9 protein-coding genes are annotated in these 21322 nt (G+C 56.1%); 4 read left to right on the forward strand and 5 right to left on the reverse strand.

Annotated features, from left to right (window positions below; genetic code table 11):
• Positions 1–903: 903 nt before the first annotated feature.
• Both ABEA92_RS16160 and ABEA92_RS16165 read right to left on the reverse strand, forming a co-directional pair.
• The gene (locus ABEA92_RS16160) at positions 904–1794 is read right to left on the reverse strand and encodes an SDR family oxidoreductase (protein WP_345684877.1); all 891 of its coding nucleotides are present in this window, start codon (positions 1792–1794) and stop codon (positions 904–906) included.
• Between the two features lie 45 nt (positions 1795–1839).
• Positions 1840–3339 (reverse strand): FAD-dependent oxidoreductase, encoded by a 1500-nt coding sequence (locus ABEA92_RS16165; protein WP_345684878.1) that lies wholly within the window; start codon positions 3337–3339, stop codon positions 1840–1842.
• Between the two features lie 413 nt (positions 3340–3752).
• Here ABEA92_RS16165 and ABEA92_RS16170 point away from each other — a divergent pair, with 413 nt between their 5' ends.
• Both ABEA92_RS16170 and ABEA92_RS16175 read left to right on the forward strand, forming a co-directional pair.
• On the forward strand, positions 3753–6668 hold the full coding sequence (locus tag ABEA92_RS16170; protein ID WP_345684879.1) for a DUF1592 domain-containing protein: 2916 nt from the start codon (positions 3753–3755) through the stop codon (positions 6666–6668).
• On the forward strand, positions 6668–8050 hold the full coding sequence (locus ABEA92_RS16175; protein ID WP_425572445.1) for a DUF1552 domain-containing protein: 1383 nt from the start codon (positions 6668–6670) through the stop codon (positions 8048–8050). The genes ABEA92_RS16170 and ABEA92_RS16175 overlap by 1 nt, the downstream gene beginning before the upstream one ends.
• A 211-nt stretch (positions 8051–8261) precedes the next feature.
• Here the strand turns inward: ABEA92_RS16175 and ABEA92_RS16180 are convergent, their stop codons facing one another.
• Both ABEA92_RS16180 and ABEA92_RS16185 read right to left on the reverse strand, forming a co-directional pair.
• The gene (locus tag ABEA92_RS16180) at positions 8262–9008 is read right to left on the reverse strand and encodes a hypothetical protein (protein ID WP_345684880.1); all 747 of its coding nucleotides are present in this window, start codon (positions 9006–9008) and stop codon (positions 8262–8264) included.
• A gap of 124 nt (positions 9009–9132) precedes the next feature.
• Entirely contained in the window at positions 9133–11796 is a 2664-nt protein-coding gene (locus ABEA92_RS16185) for a dockerin type I domain-containing protein (RefSeq protein WP_345684881.1), read from the reverse strand.
• 307 nt (positions 11797–12103) lie between these two features.
• Here ABEA92_RS16185 and ABEA92_RS16190 point away from each other — a divergent pair, with 307 nt between their 5' ends.
• Both ABEA92_RS16190 and ABEA92_RS16195 read left to right on the forward strand, forming a co-directional pair.
• Entirely contained in the window at positions 12104–14290 is a 2187-nt protein-coding gene (locus ABEA92_RS16190; protein ID WP_345684882.1) for a hypothetical protein, read from the forward strand.
• A 38-nt stretch (positions 14291–14328) separates the two neighbouring features.
• The gene (locus tag ABEA92_RS16195; RefSeq protein WP_345684883.1) at positions 14329–18549 is read left to right on the forward strand and encodes a hypothetical protein; all 4221 of its coding nucleotides are present in this window, start codon (positions 14329–14331) and stop codon (positions 18547–18549) included.
• Between the two features lie 763 nt (positions 18550–19312).
• Here the strand turns inward: ABEA92_RS16195 and ABEA92_RS16200 are convergent.
• A complete protein-coding gene (locus ABEA92_RS16200) occupies positions 19313–21196 on the reverse strand; it encodes an adenylate/guanylate cyclase domain-containing protein (protein WP_345684884.1) in 1884 nt (627 codons plus the stop codon).
• Positions 21197–21322 lie beyond the last annotated feature (126 nt).

Genomic DNA, 21322 nt, shown 5'->3' on the forward strand with positions numbered 1-21322 from the left:
GGGAATCGCACGTTCTGCTGCTAGTGTTGGTAGGGATTTGATATTGAAAGGAATTCTGTAAGCATTCGTCGTGCCAAAACCGCACAGTGCGGCTTCTTTGGCGATGCTGTGCTGGCCATCGCGAAGCACGATTCTGCAGTCGATTCCGCGAGCAATTCATCCGTCCATCACACGCGATGACGCGAGAATTTGGGCATGATCATTGATGGAGTGGTGAGGGGAGTGCGTGGGAAAAACCTGCAAATTGCTAGTGAAAACTTGCTCCAATCGTCCGGTTTGCTGGCAAGCATGCTGATCAAATTGAAGTCAGATGCTGCAAAGAATCGTAGAGCGATTGTCGCACGGCTTTCCAAGCCGTTAGCGTGCGTCAGTTTCGGACGTCGCTCTTGCGTCACGGCGTCGAGGCGAGAGCGACAGCGGTCAGTCGGATCACAAATTCACCGAAACGGTTCCAGCTTGGAAAGCTGGCCTACAATGCTTTGCAAGCCGTTAACGTGCGTCGCGGTTCGACGTTGCCTTGCTTCACAGCGTCGAGGCGAGAGCGACAGCGATCGGTCGGATCACGAATCCACCGAAACGGCTCCAGCTTGGAAAGCTGGCCGACAATGTCTTCCAAGCCGTTGGCGTGCGTCGCGGTTCGGCGTTGCCTTGCTTCACGGCGTCAAGGCGAGAACGACAGTGGTCAGTCGGATCACGAATCCACCGAAACGGCTCCAGCTTGGAAAGCTGGCCGACAATGCTTTCCAAGCCGTTGGCGTGCGTCGAGTTTCGGACGTCGCCTTGTTTCACGGCGTCAAGGCGAGAACGATAGTGATCGGTCGGATCACGAATCCACCGAAACGGCTCCAGCTTGGAAAGCTGGCCGACAATGCTTTGCAAGCCGTTAACGTGCGTCGCGGTTGATTAACCGTTGATGACTTCGCCACCGTTGGGATGCAGCACCTGGCCGGTGATGTAAGAAGCATCCTGCGAAGCAAGAAAAACGTAACAGCTGCCGCATTCATCAGGCTGTCCCGCCCGACCCATTGGCGTGTCGTTGCCAAACTTGCTGACCTTCTCTTTGTCAAAGGTCGCGGGGATCAGCGGAGTCCAGATTGGCCCTGGTGCGACCGCGTTGACGCGAATCCCGTCATCCACCAATTTCTGTGATAGCGAACGAGTGTAGGCCACGATGGCGCCTTTGGTGGCAGCGTAGTCCAACAGTCCCGGGCTGCCGCGATACGCGGTTACCGAGGTCGTGTTGATGATCGAGCTTCCGGCATGCTTTTTCAAATGCGGCAGCGCCGCTTGGGTCAAGTAGAACATCGGAAAGACGTTGGTGCGGAAGGTCGCGAGCAGTTGTTTTTCGGTGATCGCGTCAATATCCTCTTGCGGGTGTTGTTCCGCCGCATTGTTGACCAGGATATCGAGGCGACCAAACTTTTTGATCGTCTTCTCAACCGCGGATGTACATGAAGCGGCCTTGCCGATGTCAGCCTTGATGGGCAAACAGCTTCGCCCTTCGGCCTCGACTAGCGACCGCGTTTGTTCGGCGTCTTCTTTTTCATTCAGATAAACAAAGGCGATGTCCGCACCTTCGCGAGCGAACATCACGGCGACGGATCGACCAATCCCGCTGTCGCCCCCGGTGATCAATGCAACCTTGTCTTTCAATTTGCCACTGCCAACGTAATCCTCGCGGATCGTACGTGGCTGCGGTTCCATTTCAGCCTGGATGCCGGGTTGTCGATCTTGCGATTGCGGTGGTCGACTTTTTTTCGAGTTGGCGTTTCCCCGTGTCTTTGATTTGTTCATGCAATCGATCCTCAGGCGATTTTCTCAGTGCGTTTTTAAAAGGGTTTATTGCTTTCCTGTTTTGGGTGATTGCAAGTCTTGTTCCGGGGGGCCGTAAAGCCGTTTCCCGCAGTTGGTAAATCGGCCGCCATGCACGGGGCAGTCCCATGTTTGTTCGGCTTCGTTCCACGAAACCGTGCCGCCCATATGAGTGCAAACGGGATCACATCGATGCAGCACGCCGCTTTTGTCGCGGCAAATTGCGGTATGAACGCCGTCGACGTCACCTACCGCACCTTCGCCAGGCCGCAGGGTGACAGGATCGATCTTTTTCGCGGGTAGGATTCGCTGAGCCATCCCTTTGACCGGAGCTGCCATCTCGGTGACCGCTCCGGTGATCGCCGAAACGCTTAGTCGCGAGGGTGACAAGGCATCTTGCAGCGTCGATGATCCGCGAAAAATTTGGTCGGCAATCAACCATCCCGCCGCCGTGCCCCACGTCAATCCAACGCCGCTCAATCCGGTCGCGATCCAGGCGTTTTTCTTGCCAGGAACCTTGCCAATCATCGGCAATCCGTCGGTCGGTTCAAACAGCTCGGCGCTCCATCGCGACTCGATCGAGCGGACGTCAAAGCGTTGGCGAACATATTCTTCGAGATCTGCTTGCGCTTGTTTGGTGTCGCCATCGCCAGTGCGGTGGTCACAGCCGCCCACGATGATTTTATTCGGCGACGCACTTCCCCAGCGGCGTGTGTAGAAATAGGGATCCGAGTTGTCCCAGAACAATCCATCCTCTGGCGGATTGGTCACTTCGGCCAGTAGTGCATAGGATTGATACGCCGGTGTCTCGATGTCCAACAGCATCGAATCGGATTTGTTGCAGTGGGCTGCCAGCACCAAATGGTCAAAGTGGGCGGTCCCGTCGCCGACGGACAGCTCGCGAGTTTCTTCTTCGAGCGAGACGCGAGCGATCGATTTTTCGAAAATCTTACCCCCGGCTTCGACCACCAAATCTGTCAATCGTCGCAAGTAGGCCATCGAGTCCATTCGGGCCATCGAGTCGATGCGAAAGCCGACGGTTGCGAATCGTAGCGGAGGCTTGTCACACCATTCGACCGGCAACCCTAGCTGGGCAGCGGCCTCGCATTCGTCGCGAAGCGATGAGGCATCGTCGGCATGTTCGGAATAGTAGTAGCCTGGGACGCGAGTGAAATCGCAATAGTTGGCCGCTCGGTGTTCAATCGCGGCGATCGCGGCTTGGCGAAGTTGTACGTACGCGCGGCTTGCCGTTTCACCCAATTTCGAAAGCAACTCGCCGCAGCCGATTTCCGGATGCGCGTCCAGGTGCCCGGTGCTGCCGCCGGTGGTTCCTCCGCCGATAATCGCTGCCTCGTAAACCGCCACACTGAATCCGCGATGCAGTAATTCCAAGGCCGTCGAAAGTCCGGTGATTCCGCCGCCCACCACGGCAACGTCGCTGGTGTGGGTGGATGACAATCGATCAAATCGCTGTGTCAGCGGATTGGAATGAACCCAACACGAATGATGAATCGCGTTTGCATTCATGATGAACCTCGGGGGATGAATGTTTTGGTAGCTTTTGGGATCAACAAGCACACCGTGTGCCGTTGGTTCGGTTTGCGACCTCGTCAAAAACAACTTTGCAAACGACCGGAAATCCGGCAGCTGGCGTCGCCAAGATTTCCGAAGAAGCGGTACCGCCGGGGGAACTCATCGATCAATTCGCTCTCGAGAGCCGATTTTCCTGCTCAATTCCGGTTTTCTCGCCTGGCGGGACGAATTCAGGTGACCATCATCAGGGGATAGTCTGTAGACTGTGGTGGCATTCTCGATGCATCGTTCCTTTCCCACCTGGCTGCCTTTTTTAGCCCCCCTGCCCTGCCCCGCATTGGTCCAACGCACCTATGAAAACGTTGCGTTTTGTTGTTGCTTGCTTGTTCGTAATAGATACGGTCACCGTGATCGCTGAACAACCATTGGCGGTCACGTTTCGTGACACCGTCACGCCGCTGCTGCAGTCGCACTGTGCCGATTGTCATAACGACGTGACTCGCGAAGGCGACTTGGATCTAAGCGTTGACCAGGACGTGGCATCGGTCGTCAAGAATTTTCGCCGCTGGATGGTCGTGCTCGAGCGACTCGAGGCGGGCGACATGCCTCCCGAGGATGCGGACGAGCAGCCGACACAGCAGCAGCGGGAATCGGTAGTCCGCTGGATCAAAGCGGTCCGCGACGCCGAAGCCGAACGCACCGCTGGGGATCCCGGCGTCGTGTTGGCCCGTCGGCTGAGCAATGCCGAGTACAACTACACGATTCGTGATTTGACGGGCGTGGATATCCAACCGGCCAACGCGTTTCCGATTGATCCGGCCAACGAAGCGGGATTCGACAACTCGGGGGAATCGCTGACGATGTCCCCTGCCCTGTTGAAAAAATACCTCGCGGCCGCTCGGTTCGTGTCAGAGCATTTGGCGTTAACACCGACGGGATTCGAATTCGCGCCCCATCCAGTGATCACCCCTACCGATCGCGACAAGTTTTGTGTCAATCGAATCATCGATTTCTACAAGCGGCAACGGACGGATTACGACGCCTACTTCGTACTGCTTTGGCAGTTTCGAAATCGAGACGCGCTGGGACGCTCGGGCGTAACGCTGGCGGAGCTGGCTCGCCAGCAAGGTTTGAGTGCTCGCTATGCCGAGACGTTGTGGACCATGTTGACGGGCGACGCGGAATCGGTGGGCGTGATCGCCGCGCTACAAGCGATGTGGCGTGAGTTGCCAGCCGGAGCGACGGAGCAACATCAGGCCGATGCGATGACGCAGTGCAAGCAGATGGCTGAGTTTGTCACGACGCTACGCGAAAGCTTGGTTCCCGATGTACCAAACTTGACCTCACCCGAAATGAACAATGGCTCGCAACCATTGGTGCTGTGGAAGAACCGGCAATTTGTAGAGAATCGTCGACGTTACTCGGGCACGCCATTGCCCGAAGGGGATCTCCGTTTGCCCGAGGGATCGTCCGCCGCCAAGGCAATGACGGTATCGGAGGATGCGGAACAGGAACTCATGCACGAATCGCTTGAGCGGTTCTGCAGCATTTTTCCCGACGCCTTTTACATCTCCGAACGTGCTCGAGTGTACCTGGATGCGAAATCGGAAAAGAAGTTGACGGGACGATTTCTGAGCGCGGGATTCCATAGCCAAATGGGATACTTTCGCGATGATGCCCCGCTTTATGATTTGATGCTCGATGAATCGCAGCAGCGGCAGATCGATCGATTGTGGACCGAGCTTGATTTCGTCACCTCCGCACCGATGCGGCAATACAGTGGATTCATTTGGTTTGATCGCACAGATTCGAAGTTCATGCGAGACCGTGAATTCGACCGTTATCGTGCCGAGGACAAAGATGCGACATCCGCTGAAAAAGTCCAAGGACTGGCAGAGGTTTACATTGCCAAAGCCCGCCGATTGGGATCGAGCGAGCGGGCATTGACGGCGATTCGCCGCTACTTTGACGATATGTCCGCGACATTCCGGCGACTGGAGCAGCTGCAAATTCAGTCCGAACCGGTCCACGTTCAGGCGTTAGTCGAATTCACCGAGCGTGCCTTTCGCCGCCCGCTGTCGAGTCAAGAACGTGACGACGTGGTCGCGTTTTATGAAACGCTGCGTGACGTCGATGGGCTGAGTCACGAAGATGCGATCCGCGACAGCGTGATTCGCGTGTTGATGTCACCTCACTTTTGTTATCGCGTCGATCTGCCCGGTGACGGCGGTGGCGAAACGATTGCGTCGCAGCGAACGCCGGGCGTGCAGCCGCTCGCTGATGTGGCGCTGGCGAACCGGCTGAGCTATTTTTTATGGTCCAGCATGCCCGATTCGGCGTTGATGGAACTTGCCACATCGGGGCGTTTGCACGATCCCGGCGTGCTGGTCGAACAAGTTCGCCGCATGCTGCGGGACGAACGGGGGCATGGATTGGCGACGGAGTTTACAGGCAACTGGCTCGATTTCCGGCGGTTCGAACAGCACAACGGAGTCGATCGCGGCCGTTTCCCTCAGTTCACTGACGAGCTGCGGCAAGCCATGTACGAGGAACCCATTCGCTTCTTCTTGGACTTGATCGCTCGCGACGCCTCGGTGCTTGAGTGTTTGTATGCGGACTACACGTTTGTGAATCACGAGTTGGCGAGCCATTATGGCGTGCCCGCCGAACCGATTGCGGATTCCATTGAAGGTTGGAGCAAACTCGAACAGGCAAGTCGCTGGGGACGAGGCGGAATGTTGCCGATGGCTGTCTTTTTGACGTACAACTCGCCGGGACTGCGTACCAGTCCGGTCAAACGCGGCAATTGGGTGGTCAAACGGATGCTCGGCGAGAATGTACCCGCGCCGCCGGCGACCGTTCCCGAATTGCCCGAGGACGAATCGAAACTCGGTGATCTGACACTTCGCGAGGCCTTGGCGCGTCATCGTGCCGATTCCAGTTGTGCTGGCTGTCACGAGCGAATCGACTCGTTTGGTTTAGCGTTCGAAGGCTATGGACCGGTGGGCGAATCACGCGATGCCGATCTCGGCGGCCGCGCCGTGGATGACACCGCGGTGTTTCCGGACAAGAGCGAAGGCAGCGGACTGGCGGGGCTGCTGCAATACATTCGCAACCAACGACAAGACGACTTTGTTGACAATTTGTGCCGCAATCTGTTGGCGTATGGACTTGGGCGAACACTGCAGCTTTCCGACGAGGCAACGATTGCTCAAATGCGGTCAACGCTGGCGGAACAGGATTACCGTTTCAGCAGCATGATCGAAGTGGTTGTGACGAGCCCGGCGTTTCTAAATAAACGAACCCAATTGGAACTCGAGTGATGAAGACTAGCATGGATCGATCTCAACAAAAAACACCTGCCGCGGCCTCTTCGTCTGCGGCTTCCCATCGGTTGTCTCGCCGCACGCTGCTGCGAGGAACCGGTGTCGCGATGGCGCTGCCGTGGTTGGAATCGATTCCGGTTTGGGGAAGCGAAACCGTGGCCGGCAACGATCCCACCGATTCCCCCAAACGTTTTGCAGCCGTCTTTATGGGGTGCGGGATCAACAGCAACCATTGGTGGGCCAAGGGAAGTGGCGACCAGATGGAATTGGGCAAAAGTTTGCAGCCGATGGAACCACTGAAACACAAGATGAATTTTATCACCGGGCTGTTCAACGAAAATGCAACGGGCGTTGGCATTCACCCAGGGCAAACCGGGAACATCTTGTCAGGGGCACCCCTGCAAAAGGGATCCGAGCTGCGTGGCGACATCAGCATGGATCAAAAGCTGGCGAACCATTTTCAAGAGCAGACGGCGGTCCCCAGTATGGTTTTGGGCTGTGAGCAACCGGTGACCGGTTATCACGAAACCAATTTTTCGATGGCCTACAGTTCGCACATTTCTTGGCAAAACTCGACGTCCCCGGTGCCGATGGAGGTCTATCCGTCGCTCGCCTTTGACGCGTTGTTTGACAATCACGGCAGCCGTCGCAACGAGAGCATCCTGGACCGTGTTCGCGAAGACGCCGTGTCGCTGAGTCACCGCGTCAGCTCGGCGGACAAAGCCAAGCTCGAAGAGTACTTGAGCAGCGTTCGTGAAGTCGAAAAGCGAGCCGCGTCGATGCGAGCAGCTCGCGACAAGGCCGCATCGCGGGCCAAGGATCATGGCAAAACGATCGCGATGATGAAACGGCCCGACGATGGATTGCCCGAAGACATTCGCGAACACATGCGGTTGATGTGCGACATCGTCGCGCTCGGTTTCCAGACCGACAAATCTCGCGTCGCCACGCTGTTATTAAACCGTGACCTGTCAGGATTGTTTTATCCGTTTCTGGATGTGCAAAGCACGCATCACTCGGCATCTCACCGCGACAAGTCGGACGAGTATGAACGGATCTCGCGGTACTACTGCAGCCAATACGCTTACTTGGCCAGCAAGTTGGATGCGATGCCCGAGGGGGACGGCACGGTGCTGGACCATTCATGTTTGCTGTTCATTTCGAGCATGTGGTCGGGCAACGCCCACGATTCCAACAAGGTGCCGGTGTTGTTGACTGGCGGTTTATCGGGCCGACTGAAAACCGGCCGCGTGCTCGATTACCTAGACAAAGGGGATGAGCAGCGAAAGCTGTGCAGCATGTACCTTTCGATCATGGATCGCATGGACGTCAAGCTGGATCACTTTGGTGACGCGGAAAAACGGCTCGCCGATCTGTAATCCGAATCGTAGTGGACGAGGCAACGAGTCCCTCAAGAATCGTAGTGGACGAGGCAACAAGTCCCTCACCGAAGACTCAATCCCACGGGACTCGTTGCCTCGTCCACTACAAAGAAAACACTTCCCGCGTGATTTGTAACATAACTGGAATCACGACGTTATTTCCGAACAGTATCTTACCGTCGCCAATCCAGCGATCACCGCAAAATCGCTAGTGATGTCCGTGGTCGTGTTCGAACAGCGATTTGACGCGTGCGATGACTTTCGGTTCGCCATCGGTTCGGTACGCTCCCTCGCCGCCTTGTTTTCGGCCACAGGTGTATTTCAGCCACACGTTGGCGTGACCGAACAAGCCGCTGTAATCCATTCCCCAAGTGCCTTCGCCGTAGCCATGGTCGGCATTGGTTTTACGATCGCGGCCTCGGTGCAATAGACCTGGATGCAGATCGGGGACCTTTGAAAATGCGGCTCCACCGCCGACGAACCACGCACTGTACTTTTTGTTGGGGCTGCACTTGGCCCACGGGGCGACGCAATGAGGATTGCCCGCTCGAGCACAATCGTCCATCCGATAACGCTTCGGGGGACAATCGCCGCGATTGATGTCGCCCGGTTGATCGTGTTTGGGTTTGCGAGGATGGCCGGGATCAAGGCAAATGCCGTGGTGCGAAGTGTGGAACTCTTCGTGGCCGTGCTCGGCAGGATGCTCTGACGCATGCTCGTGCACGTCGGCATGATCCTGCACGATCTCGTAATCGTTGATTTCGCCGTGAGGCATTTCGTCGTCAGACCCCTCGTAATAAGGCATCTCGTTGTCGACGATCTCACTTCCCTGGTAATACAACGCGTCGTCGTAGTAGCGGGGAGATTGGGCAACGCTGCCCGAAGCGGTCGCCAGACTCATCGCGACGCCAAGTGACACCGTAGCGATCGATCGAAGTCGATTCGAGATATTCATCGTCCATCCGTTTGGCAAGAAAACAAAACGCCTTGCCAAAAGGATCGGCACAATCGCACCACCTTGACGCGGGGAATCGAATCATCCATCACAGCTAGAACAACCGGCAAGGTTTATCGCGGTGCTAGCTAGCAAACGGGTTGCGATTGAATTTCTGGAATGGCAGCCGCACGCCACCGACAACGTATTGATCGACGCGGATCGAGGCGTTGGGATCAAATCCCTGTTGCCCGGCAAAGGTGACCACGTCGTCTTGATCGACCCCGTCACCGCTGACACCAAATCCGCCAACGAGCGTCGTTTGCGAGTTGCCGATGTAAAGCGGAGTGCTGCCGGGGAAGAAAACGACCCCGTTTTGGTTTGCTAGCGGTTGCACTTCATCGGTGCCAGCCACGACGACGGCGTCACCTGGGTCGCGGAAGTTGCGGCTTGGGTTGAAGGCATCAAACGCCAAGAAGCTATTGGTGGTTGCACTGCCATAGACGTCAAAGTCCAGCGGTTGGTCGTTGACGATGTTCTCTGCGGTGACCGGATTGATTCCCGCGGTTCGCAGAATACTGTGCGGTGCAATTTGCTGGCATGGTCCTGGTTTCTGGTCACATAGATCTGCGGCCGAGTCGTTTTGCAAACCGCCACCCAGTGACGGGTCGACGTTGGAACCGGTTGGATAGCGAGGTTCGACAATGAAACGGAAGGTGCGGTTGGTCAGTGCGGTGCCCAGCGGCACGGTGTCACCCGAAGGGTTTTCCAGGGACTGGGTAATCGGTCCAAACACGTCGTCGCCGTTGAAGTCGATGCGGTCGACCGCTTGCAGTGCGTCGGCGTCGGCATAGTAGGCGGTGTTGCGAGCCTTGGCGATCGAGACATCAATCGAAAAGACGGTCGCGTCGGGCATTCGGTACAGCCCCAACAGTTCGCCGTTGGTATCCGCGACGGCTAGTACCATGCGTGTTTTCGCACCAGGACGGAAGTTATTGTCGATGTCCAATCGAATCGCCGCCCGCGTGCGGTCCGCTTCGTTCACGCCAGTGAGGATAATCTGCTCGACTCGTTCGGCGGTCAATTCGGTATCGACGGCCGAATCATGCGGTGCCACCAACCAGCCTTCGGGGACCGATTGTCCGGCGAGCGATGTGTCGCCGTCTCCGTTGACGACTTTGTTTTCACCCGAATCGCTGCCTCGACCGAGCGAACGTCCGACTTGGATCAGACGATCGATACCCGGTTGGCGAAATGATTGATCGGGGTGCGGTCCATAGATTTCCAGCGTGATGCCGACGAGGTCAATTCGACCCGTAGGCAAGAAGAAATCGGGAAGCGATGGCAAGGCGTTATTGAATTCGCTCAAGTCACGAACGAATGCCGAAGGGCCCACCAATCCTGTGCCGGCGGCGGCAACCAATGCCGTGAACTCGGCTTCGAGCACCTTCGATGCATTGGTGCGTTCTTTCTCGGTTTGAGCCGAGCCACCTCGCTCGCTGGCGTGCTGGAACCCTTGTTCGTGTGTGGCAAAGCCGTCTTCGCCGGGAAAGAAGACGCCGATTCCGCCAACCAAGTTGAACGATTCGCTCAGCGGGACGTTGGGCGTCGAGCCGTCGGGGTTGGTGACTACTTTGTAGAGCGGAATCCCGCCGGGCAACGTTGCGACGCCTCGTGATTGGCTGTCCAGAAACGTTTCGGTTGCGACGCCGTAGGACTCGGGCCATGTTTGAAAGAATTCGTCGGCGTTTCGCGGGACGTACGCAGGATCGGCGTTGAATCGCGAACCCAGGGCAAAGTCGTCGCCTGCGATGGTGATTTCGGTTTGGTCGTCCTTCGTTTCGACCGTCGACTGGGTGATCCCGTCAGCACCGGCATGCAGCTGGCTGTCGCGGCTTTGATGTTCGATCGCGAACAAGTCGACTTGCGGGGTAAAGTTCACCTCGGGTGGAAAGTGTCCGCCAACCCCGATCGGTGCGACAAACCCGGGGCCACGATAGGCGGGATCGTCATTGATCGGCGACGATTCGACCTCGCGCTGAGTGACCGTCGATTGGCTGATGAAGCGAACGGTGCGGCTGGTCAGCGGAGCGGCGTTGCTGCTAAAGAATGCTGCGGTGCGAGCTTTGGCAACGGCGCCATCGATTGCGAACGCCAGTTGTTCGGGATCGTTCATCAAATCGGCATTAACGCCGTCTTCGACTCGGACGCCGAGGATTCGACCATTGCGATCGACCACCGCAATGATCGCATCGTTGCTGCTGGTGGCCATCGAAGCACGCTGCAGCAGCGTTTGGACATCACTTGCTTCGAGCAGGTTTTGGTCACCGAGACTTTCGGCGGCATTGAGCGATGCGAAGAATTCGTCACTCGCGGCTTGGAATACCCCATCGCTATCGACCTGGCTGGCTTTAGCGATATTCGCGAAGTCGGCCGTCGGCAACTCGGCGAGCGCAGTCGCTTCACCGATGCCCATGCGATTGAGATGATTGATCACGACAAGCGCGTCGAGCGCGCTAACGTGACCATTGTTATCGACGTCGACCATCGATTGCGATGTCGCGACCGCTTCGGTTTCTGCGACGCCAGTTTGCTCGCTCGCCTCGTTGTCGCCCGCGAATCGCTGCAGATAGTTGACCACCACCAAGGCATCGAGGGTGGACACATGCCCATCAAGATTCACATCGGCTGGCAATTGGTCGTTGTGTAGCCCCAGCACATCGCCGCCGGCCATCAGGTGCCGCGACTCGAGTCGCTCGGCCAACAGACGCCGTTTGGATTGGCGGCGACCAAGGGATGAAACTGTCATACGATTCACGATTACTCGCCGCAAAAAACGGGGGAAAGCGAACAGGATGGATGAGGGCACGTGCGAAGGGCTATCAAATGCTGCCTCCCCCCTCATCTTACTTCGGATGGCAGGCGAAACGAGGCAGATTGCGATTTTGCTTTCCCTGACAACCCGAATAATCCGCACGATTTCACCAAACGGCACAAAGCGAACCCCCACTTTCGGCCGATAACTTTAGCGAGCGAGTTGGGTGAAGGGGGCAGACACAACCTGGTAGCACCCTCCGAAAATCATTGCTGAGGCGAGTGAAGACGACTGAACAAACATGATGGAACTTCGGGGAATCACGATCGCCATCGCTTTGGCCCTCGTTGGGGGCGGAGTCAGTTTGCGCGCTGACGATGGCGACGATTCTCCTGCCATCACCCAAATGACGCTGCGAGAATTGTTGAATTCCGGCGGAAACGACGCGGCCACGCCGGCGGGCGGTACGGTCCAGTTCGAGGTTGTGCCAGATCCACAGGCTGCGGCTCTGCAGCAAACCGAGAAGCAGCCTGCCCCGATGCCAGAGCAGGGTGAGCCGAATTCGCCACGTTCGTTTCGCGATTTGCTGAGCAATACGATCCGCCAGACGTCCGATTCGATCATCAAGGAAATTCGGCCCGATGCGGGCGGAAGCGACATCGACTCGTTTCAGCACGTCGACCCATTCCAGGATGACGTGGAATTGGATGCAAAAATCCGTCCCGAAGTGCTGCGTGATCCGCTTGAACCCGCAGACGAACTGCCGCGGATCAACCTGGACCGGCTCGACGATACCAATCCATTGTACGTCGCACCGCGTGATGCACCCTACGGCTTTACGGGCCCCAGCGGCGTGTTGCCGACCGAGTATCAAACCAGCAGCCATTTTATTCCGGTCGAGGATCGTTGGCGGTTGGGGCAACCCGATGCCGACCGCTACGGCAAAGGCCATCCGGTCAACGATGACTACTTAGGCGTCGAAGGCGCGTTTTGGGATCCCTACAACCAGAACGTGCTCAAGGGTGACTATCCGATCATCGGTCAGCACACGTTTTTGAAGCTGCAAGGCAAGAGTTTAACGCTGCTCGAAGGCCGTCAATTGCCGACCCCGACGACGCCGTTCGAGGCGACTCGCAATCCAGGCGCGTTTGGATTTTTTGGAGATCCCGACTCGTTTCTGGCGGCTCAGTACACCTCGTTTGCGATCGATTTGTTTCACGGCAACACGTCGTTTAAACCCAACGATTGGCGAGTTCGATTGAACTTGGTCCACAACGTGAACCATTTGGTTGCCGATGAGCTTGGCGTTGTCAGCCCCGATGTTCGTGACGGAACGAGTCGTCATCGCGACGATTTCGCGTTGGAAGAATGGTTCTTTGAATCCAAAATTTCGGACCTCAGCCCCTATTACGACTTTGCCTCGGTCCGCGTCGGCAGCCAGCCGTTTGTCAGCGATTTCCGCGGCTTCATTTTCGCGGATATCAACCGCGGTGTCCGGCTATTCGGAACGCGGCATAGCAATCGCGATCAGTTCAATTTGATGTGGTTTGATCAAACCGAGAAAGAGACCAACAGCTTGCTAAACGTCATCGATGACGATCGCAACCAAAATACCTGGATCGCCAACTACTATCGCCAAGACTTTCTGTACCCCGGCAACACCGCGAGCGTTTCGTTTCATGCCAACCATGACCGGGCCTCGTTCGAGTTCGACAAGAACAATTTTCTAGTTCGTCCCGATCCAGTCGGTGTTTTCCAGCCGCACGATGTTCGCTCGTACTACTTCGGTGCGGCGAACAATGGTCACATGGAGCGGATCAACGTCAGCAGCGCGTTTTATTACGTGTTCGGCCGCGACGATTTGAATCCGATCGCTGGACGTGAAGTCGACATCAGCGCCTACATGGCTGCGATCGAATTGTCGTATGACCGCGACTGGGTTCGTTTCCGCGCGTCCTACCTGTTCAATTCCGGCGACAGCGACACCAACGATGACAAAGCGACCGGATTCGATGCGATCTTTCCCAATCCAAACTTTGCCGGAAATGAATTTAGCTATTGGGGACGCCAAGGCATCCGGCTGTTCGGCGTCGAGCTGACCAACCGGCTGAGTTTGAATCCGAGCATGCGGCAGAGCAAATTCCAAGGCCAAACCAACTTCGTGAATCCCGGTTTGCATCTGTTCAATCTAGGGTTGGACGCCGACATCACCCCGCGGCTGAAAACCATCAACAACTGCAACTTCTTGTGGTTCGAAGACACCTCGTCACTGGAAACCTATCTCTTCACAGGAGAGGTCGACAAATTCATCGGCACCGATATTAGCACTGGCCTTGAATACCGTCCGCTGCTAAATAATAACATTCTGTTATTGGGTGGGCTCGCGACACTCATTGGCGGCAATGGATTGGAAGACCTATACCAGAATTTCAACGGAGAGCTCCGCAACCACGTGGCGGGCTTCCTCGAACTGGTCCTAGAGTTCTAGCTAGCAAATACGCTGGCAGTGATTGGGTGAATGGATTGATGAACTGCCGACGTATCTTTCAGCTGACCTTTCTCGTGTGTCTGGCATCGTCGTCGGCGGGATGGGCTCAATCGCCTCAGCAGCGAATTGCAACGCTGCGTGATTTTCTGAACGCGAACCGTCAAGCGGAATCCGAGCGTCCCACGGCGGACCGACCTGTGGTTCAAGTGGCCGCGACGGATTCGCATGCTGCGCCGATCGTGACCGCGGCTCCACCCAACATTCCGCCCGAAAACATTCCCGCACAGAAAATTCCTTTTCCCTCGGGAAGCTACCACGGCAAAGCACGTGTTGCCGGAGCGAGTGAGCCCGGGATTGGACGTCGCGGCGAGGATCCCTGGGATTTAGCACGCCGGCTTGGGATCGCGGATAACGCGTCTTATCCGATTCCCGAAGATCTACGCTTTGACGATCTCGCTCGTCAGTCTGCTGCCGATGCCCATGCGAAAAGCGTCGGATGTATCCATTGTCACACCGATGTCGGGCACATGCATCCGGTGAACTCGATCCAAATCGGGTGCACCGATTGCCACGGCGGCGATGCCACGTCGACCGATATCAAAACCGCCCATGTTTGGCCTCAATACGGACCGGCCTGGAAAGACTCGGCCAATCCGGTTCGCAGTTACACGATTTTGAATCACGAATCACCCGAGTTCATTCGGTTTATGAACCCGGGTGATTTACGAGTCGCCCACATCGCATGCGGCCAATGTCACGCGAACGAAGTGCTACAGCTTCGCAAGAGCATGATGACCAACGGATGTATGTTGTGGGGCGCTGCTCTGTACAACAACGGTGCCACGGGGAACAAGCGACCTCAGCACGGCGAATCGTACAGCATGAATGGCAAACCGCAGATCATGCAAACCGTACCGCCGCCGACGGAATACGAAATGCGACACAAAGGCGTGCTGGCGTCGCTGAACCCGTTGATCCCGTATCAAGTCAGCCAGCCCGGTAACGTATTGCGGATCTTTGAACGCGGTGGTCGTTTCCGGCCCGAGATCGGGATTCCCGAACGACTCGAAGAACCCGGTCGCCCACGCGAACGTTTGAGTCTGCGAGGTTTGGGAACTGAAAACCGGACTGACCCGGTTTACATCGGCTTGGCGAAAACACGGCTGCTCGATCCGACGCTGAACTTCCTCGGCACCAATGATCACCCCGGCGATTATCGCAGCAGCGGTTGTAGCGCGTGTCACGTTTTGTACGCAAACGATCGCAGTCCAACCGCCAGCGGATTCTTGGCCAAATACGGCAACAACGGCACCGCGGCGGCGGAGCGAGATGAATGGGTCAAATACATCGACCCGACCATTCGCAAGGATCAACCCGGCCATCCGATCCAGCACAAATTCGAACTGCGAATGCCGACAAGCCAGTGTATGGTGTGTCACATTCATCCAGGCACGAACGTGTTGAACAGTTATCTCGGTTACATGTGGTGGGATAACGAAACCGATGGCGAGTTGATGTATCCGGAAGAACAAAAGGAGTTGACCGCCGAAGAATACATGCGGGCAACCGAGTCCAACCCGAACGAAGCGGCCGCACGCGGGCATTGGAGTGATCCCGAATTCCTGGCCAACGTCAGCGACTTGAATCCTCATTTACGGCACACGCAGTTCGCGGATTTCCACGGTCACGGTTGGGTCTACCGAGCGGTGTTCAAGAAAGACCGTCACGGCACGTTGTTGGATTGGAAGAACGATCCGCTACCCGAGGTGTCGACCGAACAACTTCAAGAGGCGGTCAAACCGTCCACGCCGACTGAACAACAAGTTGGCAGGTGTCGTCCCGATGCTCCGGTTCACATGCAAGACATCCACATGGAAAAAGGGATGCACTGCGTCGATTGCCATTTCTATCAAGACAGTCATGGCAATACGAAATTGTATGGCGAAGTCCGCGCGGCGATCGAGATTCAGTGTATCGATTGCCACGGCACGGCCGAAGAATCGCTGGTCGAAAAGGTCGACAAACAACTCGAGGCCGGCGAAGTGGCACGGTTGCCCACCAGTGGTCCGGCGGCGCCCGAAGGCGGCACGAATCTGTTGACGCTCGGCACCACCTTTGACAAACCACGCTTCGAGATCCTGCGTGAACCCGGAAAAGCACCCCGGTTGATCCAACGCAGCACCGTCGAACCGGATCTGTTTTGGGAAGTCAAACAAACCGCCGACACCGTTCGCCCCGACCATCCCGACTACAACGCACGTTCGCATGCCGCCAAAACGGTGCGAATGGGCGCCGACGGACGTCCAACGTGGGGCGGAACGAGCACTAATGATCTATTGGCGTGTGCTCATCGCAACGAAAATATGTCGTGCATCGCTTGCCATAGCTCGTGGAATCCGAGCTGTTTCGGTTGCCATTTGCCACAGCGAGCGAACATCAAGTCACCGGAACTACACAACGAAGGCGACGTCACGCGGAACCGAACCAGCTACAATTTTCAAACGCTACGCGACGATGTCTTTATGCTTGCTCGCGATGGTACAGTGACGGGGAATCGAATTGGTCCTGCACGCAGCAGTTGTGCGATTCACGTGACCAGCTACAACGCCAACCGCGAGGCGATCTACACGCAGCAACAAACGATCAGCGGCGATGGCATGAGCGGCATTGCGTTCAGCACCAATGTGCCTCACACCGTTCGCGGTGGTGCCGGGTTAATCAACGAAACCGATCCCGGCCACGGCGGCGTTTACGAAACCAAAAGCTGTACTGATTGCCATCTTTCGGTCAATAACGACAACAACGCGATCATGACCCAGTTGTTGATGCAAGGAACGGGGTACACCAATTTTATTGGCAAGTACTGTTACGTTGCTGCCGGTGAACATGGTTTCGAAGCGGTCGTGGTGACCGAGAACACCGAGCCACAAGCGGTGATCGGCAGCTCGCTGCATCAGCTTGCCTATCCGGAAAATTACGAAGAGCATCTCGAGCATGACCGCGAACTCGAACACAGTCACGAGCATCCCGGTCGCGACATTTTAGAGACACTCTCGCTGCGTTACCGCAAACCAGAGATTTTGGACCTGCAACACCGTGGCGAGTACATCTATGCGGCTTGTGGTGAAGGTGGCTTCCGCGTTTTCGACATCGCGTTCATCGATCACAAGGCATTTAGTGAGCGGATCACGACCGCACCGGTCTCGCCGCTCGGGCAACGTTTCTATGTCCGAACCAAACATGCCACCGGCGTCGCCGCACCGAGCACGATCGCGCCCGATCCGACTCGCAAACAGGACCCTGCGAATGAAGAGTCCGCGATTCATCCGCTGTACGCCTACATCTATGTGACCGACAAAGAAGAAGGTTTGATCTTGGTCGGTGCCGGTACCTTGCTTGACGGCAATCCGCTGAATAATTTCTTGGAACGCGCGTTGACGTTCAATCCAGACGGCATACTCGATGGAGCCGAATCGATCTCGATCGTCGGGACGTATGCCTACATCTGTTGCGAAGAAGGCCTGGTGGTGGTCGATTTAGATGACCCCATGAAACCGAAAATCACCAGCGTGGTGGGGCACCACGAGCTCGATCACCCGCACCGTGTCGCGGTTCAGTTCCGTTATGGATTTGTTACCGATAAAGAGGGCGTGAAGGTGCTTGATTGCACCGATCTTGCGCATCCGCACGTGGTTCATCATGTGCCATTGGAAGATGCACATGGCATCTACGTCGCACGAACTTATGCGTATGTTGCTGCTGGAAAACACGGGCTTGCCATTTTGGATGTCGAAAATCCGCTACGAGCTCATGTGGATCAGATCTATGACGCGAACGGTTGCATCAATGATGCTCATGATGTCCAGTTAGGGATCACCAACGTCAGCCAATTCGCCTACGTCGCCGATGGCAAAAATGGACTGCGGGTGATCCAGTTGACCAGTCCCGAGGTGCATGGAAACGATGGCTTTAGTCCTCGTCCACAGCCGTATTTGGTTGCCAGCTACAAGTTGCCCAAAAACGGGCATGCGTTGGCAATTAGCCGTGGGATCGACCGTGACCGTGCGGTTGATGAAAGTGGAAATCAGATCGCGGTCTTTGGCCGCATCGGTGCACGTCCGCTAAATAAGGCCGAGGCCGAAAAGATGTATCGGCGTCCGGATGGCACACCATGGTTCACCAGCGACGATATCTTCGACTCCAAAGTCTTCGATTATCCCCAAGACCTCGGTGGCGTCCGTTTCCGAATCTCGGACTAGGTTCTGTCTGAAAGCCGTAGCGGAAGTCGCGGGCAGCTTGTTGTTTTAGTCGTACGATGGACTTCCTAGTCCGTCGAATCCACCATTGACGGACTAGGAAGTCCATCATACGCCCTTGCCGCAGGAAATTTTACTAAATCAACAAGCCTGCAAGCGTTTCGGAGGGGTACTCGTCGTGGAACGAAAGTCGTCAACGGCTTGTTGTTTTAGTCGTACGATGGACTTCCTAGTCCGTCGAATCCATCATTGACGGACTAGGAAGTCCATCATACGCCCTTGCCGCAGGAAACTTCACTAAATCAACAAACCTGCAAGCGTTTTGGAGGGGCACTCGTCGCGGAACGAAAGTCGCGGGCGGCTTGTTGTTTTAGTCGTACGATGGACTTTCTAGTCCGTCGAATCCACCATTGACGGACTAGGAAGTCCATCATACGCCCTTGCCGCAGGAAATTTTACTAGATCAACAAGCCTGCAAGCGTTTTGGAGGGGTGCCCGTCGTGGAACGAAAGTCGTCAACGGCTTGTTGTTTTAGTCGTACGATGGACTTCCTAGTCCGTCGAATCCACCATTGACGGACTAGAAAGTCCATCATACGCCCTTGCCGCAGGAAACTTTACTAGATCAACAAGCCTGCAAGCGTTTTGGAGGGGTGCCCGTCGTGGAACGAAAGTCTTGACGACTTCCGCTACGGCACACTTTCGCAAAAAACGGTCGCATCACGTTTGCGCAGACGACTTGGGCACTGCAGCGTCTTCCGCGTTCATCACTTGTGTTCAAATACGAACACGGGATCGACGATGGTTTTCTTGTGCGTCAACGCGTCGACCACGCGGCCCAATAACAACACACTCGGTGTATCGTCGGCATTCTTGTAGACCAGTGACGCGAGTTCCTTGGCGGCTCCGGCAAGGTCGCTTTTGTGATAACAGTCCAGCGCCCGTTCGTAACTCAGCCGCATCTGTTGCCAATTTGGGTTGGCGTCGGGATTCAATTCAAACAGCGTGACAACTTCGTTGATCCCCAGCGGTTTGACGTCGGCCAAGTGACGCGTCTGCAGCACAATCTCACTCGCTGCTCCTTGGCACTTCTCGACTTCACTGAGTGTCGAAGAGGTCAGCAGGACTCGCACTCCAAATGCCTTGGTCATCCCTTGCACGCGGCTAGCCACATTGACGGTGTTGCCGAGCGGTCCGTATTTAAATTTGACCTTCGATCCGGTGTTACCGACCTGGGCCACCCCCGTGTTGATTCCAATCCCAAAGCCGAACTGGTCGCTGGTGATGTCGCTCCATTTTTGGCGGAGGGGCTCGATCTGTTCCAGCATCAAACTCGCAGTTCGACAAGCACGCAGGGCATGATCGGGTTGTTGCGCCGGAGCTCCCCACATCGCCATCAATTCATCGCCGATGTAATCGACCAAAACGCCGTCGGTTTCAATCACACACTGGCTCAGTTCCGTCATCACATCGTTGATCCATTCGATCGTGCGTGCGGGGCCGACCCGTTTCGATACCGCACTGAAGCCGCGGATGTCACAAAACAACACGGTGACTTCGGCGTCTCGGCCAAGCAGCAGGTTTTCGTTTTTCTCGAGTCGATCGGTCACCGCGGGCGAGAAGAATTGAGTCAACGAAGCTCGCAGCGATTCTTCGTGTTGGCGTGCCAGCCCCGAGGCCACGGCGCTGGCCATGACTTCTAATAACGCGGCTTCCAGTTCTCCGATCGGTTCGTTGCTTCGTTCGTCCACCACGCGGCGGTCGCCATAGACGACTCCAATCACGTCGCCTCGTTTGTCGAACATTGGTGCAGCGACGGCACGATCCAGGCTGATCATCGACGAGCCCGCGGTCTGCAGATAGCTGTCGGGTTCGTAGATCACCGTTTTCTTGGTTTGCAGTACGTTATCCAACAATCGAGTGCTGCCCGAAGGTAGCGGTTCGACCGTTTTGCTGTCGGTGAAATTGATTGACGAATCCGATTCGAACGAAAACATCGAGCGAACGGTCCAGTGTTCTTTTTCAAACAGAATCACATACGCACGATCGAGTTCAATCATGTTGGCAACCGCACGGACTGCCGCTTCGAAGAATTCGTTCGACCCGGCGGCCTTTTGCACCACGGTCAACGCTTGTCGGACCAAGCTGACCGCGACCGCGGCGGGATTCTTGTCGCTGGCTTCGTTTTTAAGTTGCCCAAGCCGAGCGTCTTGGTTGCCGAGCGTCATACTCGATTCGACCGCGTCGAGTGTCCGCATCGTGCGGTCGAATTCGACCGGCGCCTTCATCGATTTCAGCGTGAAGCTCAGGATCAATTGCTGAGGCAATTGGACGGTGACGTTGCCTGGGACTGAAAAGGATTGCCCGGGGCCGACGCTCAAGTTTTCGTCGCTAATTTGGAAACTGTTGGTCGAGTGGATGTTGACCAATCGCAGCCCCCCCTCGCCATTGTCTTCGATTCGCAACGAACGCCGCGAAACGCCAATCATATCAATCGGTGCGACGGCCAGGCGGAAGTTGCCATTGCCGACGTTCTGAGTACGCAGCAATTCCTCGCCATGGTCCATCCGGCCGATCTCTAAGGGCAAATTCGCCTTGTAGACGTGGTTGGTCTCGTTACCCAATTTGACAATCACGTCAACAAAGTTCACTACAGGATCCTCACCGGAATTTTCAAATACGAAGTCATTAACAAGGAAATGAGGCCATCCGAATAGGGACACACGCAATTTACTTGCAGCATCTTACCGGACCAATTAGCTTCACAATAGCGTTAT

The sequence above is a fragment of the Novipirellula caenicola genome (assembly GCF_039545035.1).
Classification (GTDB): Bacteria; Planctomycetota; Planctomycetia; order Pirellulales; family Pirellulaceae; genus Novipirellula; species Novipirellula caenicola.

What these genes read in the sequence shown, in the direction of transcription:
- ABEA92_RS16160 (WP_345684877.1), bottom strand. Translation starts at nt 1,794, where the DNA reads ATGAACAAATCAAAGACACGGGGAAACGCCAACTCGAAAAAAAGTCGA.
- ABEA92_RS16165 (WP_345684878.1), bottom strand. Translation starts at nt 3,339, where the DNA reads ATGAATGCAAACGCGATTCATCATTCGTGTTGGGTTCATTCCAATCCG.
- ABEA92_RS16175 (WP_425572445.1), top strand. Translation starts at nt 6,668, where the DNA reads ATGAAGACTAGCATGGATCGATCTCAACAAAAAACACCTGCCGCGGCC.
- ABEA92_RS16180 (WP_345684880.1), bottom strand. Translation starts at nt 9,008, where the DNA reads ATGAATATCTCGAATCGACTTCGATCGATCGCTACGGTGTCACTTGGC.
- ABEA92_RS16185 (WP_345684881.1), bottom strand. Translation starts at nt 11,796, where the DNA reads ATGACAGTTTCATCCCTTGGTCGCCGCCAATCCAAACGGCGTCTGTTG.
- ABEA92_RS16190 (WP_345684882.1), top strand. Translation starts at nt 12,104, where the DNA reads ATGATGGAACTTCGGGGAATCACGATCGCCATCGCTTTGGCCCTCGTT.
- ABEA92_RS16195 (WP_345684883.1), top strand. Translation starts at nt 14,329, where the DNA reads ATGAACTGCCGACGTATCTTTCAGCTGACCTTTCTCGTGTGTCTGGCA.